This window comes from Hymenobacter antarcticus (assembly GCF_039539545.1).
In the GTDB taxonomy this organism is placed as follows: Bacteria; Bacteroidota; Bacteroidia; order Cytophagales; family Hymenobacteraceae; genus Hymenobacter; species Hymenobacter antarcticus.
In genome coordinates, this window is record NZ_BAABDI010000062.1 from 1 (window position 1) to 2946 (window position 2946).

Annotated in this window: 3 protein-coding genes; 2 read left to right on the forward strand and 1 reads right to left on the reverse strand. The window is 63.3% G+C overall.

The features are described 5' to 3' along the window. Positions 1-101: 101 nt before the first annotated feature. A complete protein-coding gene (locus tag ABD819_RS21360) occupies positions 102-1136 on the reverse strand; it encodes a transglutaminase-like domain-containing protein (protein ID WP_345127699.1) in 1035 nt (344 codons plus the stop codon). 239 nt (positions 1137-1375) lie between these two features. On the opposite strand from ABD819_RS21360, the gene ABD819_RS21365 reads away from it, so the two are divergent. Both ABD819_RS21365 and ABD819_RS21370 read left to right on the forward strand, forming a co-directional pair. Continuing rightward, the gene (locus ABD819_RS21365; protein WP_345127701.1) at positions 1376-2092 is read left to right on the forward strand and encodes a DUF421 domain-containing protein; all 717 of its coding nucleotides are present in this window, start codon (positions 1376-1378) and stop codon (positions 2090-2092) included. A 193-nt stretch (positions 2093-2285) separates the two neighbouring features. Further along, on the forward strand, positions 2286-2687 hold the full coding sequence (locus ABD819_RS21370) for a DUF983 domain-containing protein (protein ID WP_345127703.1): 402 nt from the start codon (positions 2286-2288) through the stop codon (positions 2685-2687). Positions 2688-2946 lie beyond the last annotated feature (259 nt).

Genomic DNA, 2946 nt, shown 5'->3' on the forward strand with positions numbered 1-2946 from the left:
GGACTTTGTAGTCCGCGAGTCTGCGCCGCTACAACCACTACACGGCGCAGACTCGCGGACTACAAAGTCCGCGCTACATCCTGCTGCGTAACAGCAGCTACTTACTGCGCGGTGATATCCGCATACTCGTACGTCCGGGCCACTTCCAGCGGCTTGCCATCGGCCTCGGCGTAGGGGTACACGAAGTAGTTGAGCGGCGGGCCGGCCTGCCTGGGCGTCAGCTCCACGTCGCGGCCGCGCGTGAACTCGACGCGGTTTTCGTCGTGGGCACCGAAGAAGTAGGCGCGCCTGTCGGGGTTCTTGGCGGCTTCGGAGGCATCGACGGGCACCCAGCCGGTTTCGGGCGTGAAGAATTCGGCCCAACAGTGGTAGCCTTTGATTTCGCCCTTGCCCCGGCCCACGGGCAGCGGCAGCCCGATGCTGAACCGCGCCGGAATGCCCAGCGCCCGGCAGTAGCCGATGACGATGGCGTGGAAGTCGGTGCAGTTGCCGCGCCGGGCGTCGCAGGCATAGTAAATATCGCCCCGGCCCCAACCCTGGCCGGTTTTGTCGTAGGTCACGGTGCTCACCACGTGCTCGTAGATGGCGCGGGCTTTGGCGAGCGGGGTCTTGGCCCCGGCTTTGGCTACCACTTCCCCGGCCTGCTGCCTGATTTTGGCATCGAGCGGCACGAGGCGGTCGGGGGCCAGCCAGCGGGCCAGGTCGGGGTCGCTTTTTTCCTTTTTGGTTTTAGCGACAGCGGTAGCAAGTGGCGCGTTGGCGCGTAGGTTCAGGTGCTCGCGGCGCGTAATTTGGGCGGTGAGCTTCACCACCAGCGGCGCGGTGGGCAGCGTGGCCATACGCAGGTGCAGCATCTGGTTGCCGTATTCGCCCTGCTCAATTTTGTAGGGCACGGGCGACTCAATTTTCAGGTCGCGCACGTCCTGCGAGGCATCGGCGTGGGGCACGGGCAGCCAGAGGTCCAGGGTTTTGGTGCCGGCGGACGGCACGGGCACGGTGGCCGTGCTGGTGAGCACAAACGTGCGGCTGCGCGGCACGGTGGCCGTCTGGGCCCAGGCGCTAACGCCGGACAGCAGCCCGACCGCCCCCAACAGCCCCACCCGAATGGCAGGGGAAATCAACAACGAAACATCCACGGCAACGGGGCAACAGGTCGCTGCTGGCGGGCGTCGGCCAAGCTGGTTCGGGGTGTTTTTACTTCCCCGATTCAACGGCCACGGCACCAGGGGCCGTGCCCGTTGACGCGGCACCGCGACAGCGCCCGCCAGTCGGAACCAACCAGGCCCCAGCAGTACGGCAAAGGTACGGCGCGCCCCACGGGCCAACTACCACCGCGCCGCCGCGTACTTGAGGCACTGCTTTTCCTTCCTAGTCTATGCTTTTTCTCGCTGAACCCGTTATCCCCTTCGACTGGCACCGCATGCTGTTTACGGCAAACACCTCGCCTATTTTCCTGCTCGAAGTCGTGTTTCGCTGCGTGGCTACTTACATCGTGCTGCTGGGAGCCCTGCGCGTGACCGGCCGGCGCGGGGTGCGGCAATTGTCGATTTTCGAGCTGAGCATCATTCTGGCGCTGGGCTCAGCGGCCGGCGACACCATGTTTTACGACGACACACCGCTGCTGCCCGTGCTCGTCGTATTCGGGATGGTGAGCGGCATGTACTGGTTTTTCAACCGCCTCACCGAGTGGTTTCCGCGCTTCAGCGACTGGCTGGAGGGCAAGCCGGTACTGCTGATTGAAGACGGCCGCATCAACATGAAAAACCTGAACAACCTCAACCTGACCCAGAAAGAGCTGTTTGGCGAGCTGCGCCAGCAGCAGGTAGCGCACCTGGGCCAGGTGTGCCGGGCCTACATGGAAGCCACTGGCGACCTCAGCGCCTACTTCTTCGCCCCCGATGATGCCGCCCCCGGCCTGCCCATCTGGCCCGAGCGGCTGGCTGCCTCGCGGCACCGCGTGGAGGCAGGCGGCCCGCACGCCTGCTGCAAGTGCGGCCACGTGCAGGAGCTGGCCCGCGGCGAAGCGGCCAGCTGCCCCACGTGCCAGGCCCACGAGTGGGTGCCTGTGTGCAACAGCAAGCGCGAGGCGTAGGGCCCAGGCAGAACGTCACGTAGCGCATTCTGCCCATCAAGCAGAGATAAAGCATCTTTACCGCAATTGTAAATCTGGAAACCACTACCACCCTCCGCTTGCGCCGCACAAGCCGCTCCCGAACCACCGTCTTTGCCTTCGGCCGGTGTGTTTGCCCGTATAGCTGCTTATTGTTTCTTCCCCCCTTCTCACCATGTCTCCCGAAACCCCCGATTCTACGGCGCTGGCGTTGCTTTCACTACGCTGCCCCCGCTGCCACCAGGGCAAGCTCTTCTCGTATTCAGCCCTCAACATCAGCAGGTTTGCCCTTATGCCGGCCCAGTGCCCCGAATGCGGGCAGACGTTCGAGCCCGAGCCGGGGTTTTATTTCGGCTCGATGTACATCACCTTCGCCTTCAACGTGGCCACCGTGCTAGTGGTGGGCGTGCTGCTCTACTACCTGTTCGGCAACCCCGATACGTGGGTGTATGTGGCGGTCGTAACGGCCGTAACGCTGCTGCTCACGCCGGTTATTCTGCGCTATTCGCGGGCGCTGATGCTCTACCTGTTCGGCGGCGCGCAGTACAACGCCAACTGGCGCACCCACCGCCGATAAGCATTCCCGCGTCGTCTCAGATAACAAAAAGCCCCGGCCGCTTCAGTAGCAGTCGGGGCTTTTTGATTCTGAGGCGGGCGTAGATTTTTAAGTACTCGTGCAGAAGTAAGCGTATGCCCCGGTCCGACCGCTCTAGGTGTATAGTCCCGGAGGATAGTGGGGTACCTTTACCGCCTGCTTACCGAACGAATTTATGGGAAAATTACCACACGGGTGCGCCCGCACAACGCCGGCAACTCGGCGCCTTATCCAGCAAAGT

Coding starts and splice junctions, on each gene's coding strand:
- ABD819_RS21370 (WP_345127703.1), top strand. CDS start 2,286: ATGTCTCCCGAAACCCCCGATTCTACGGCGCTGGCGTTGCTTTCACTA.
- ABD819_RS21365 (WP_345127701.1), top strand. CDS start 1,376: ATGCTTTTTCTCGCTGAACCCGTTATCCCCTTCGACTGGCACCGCATG.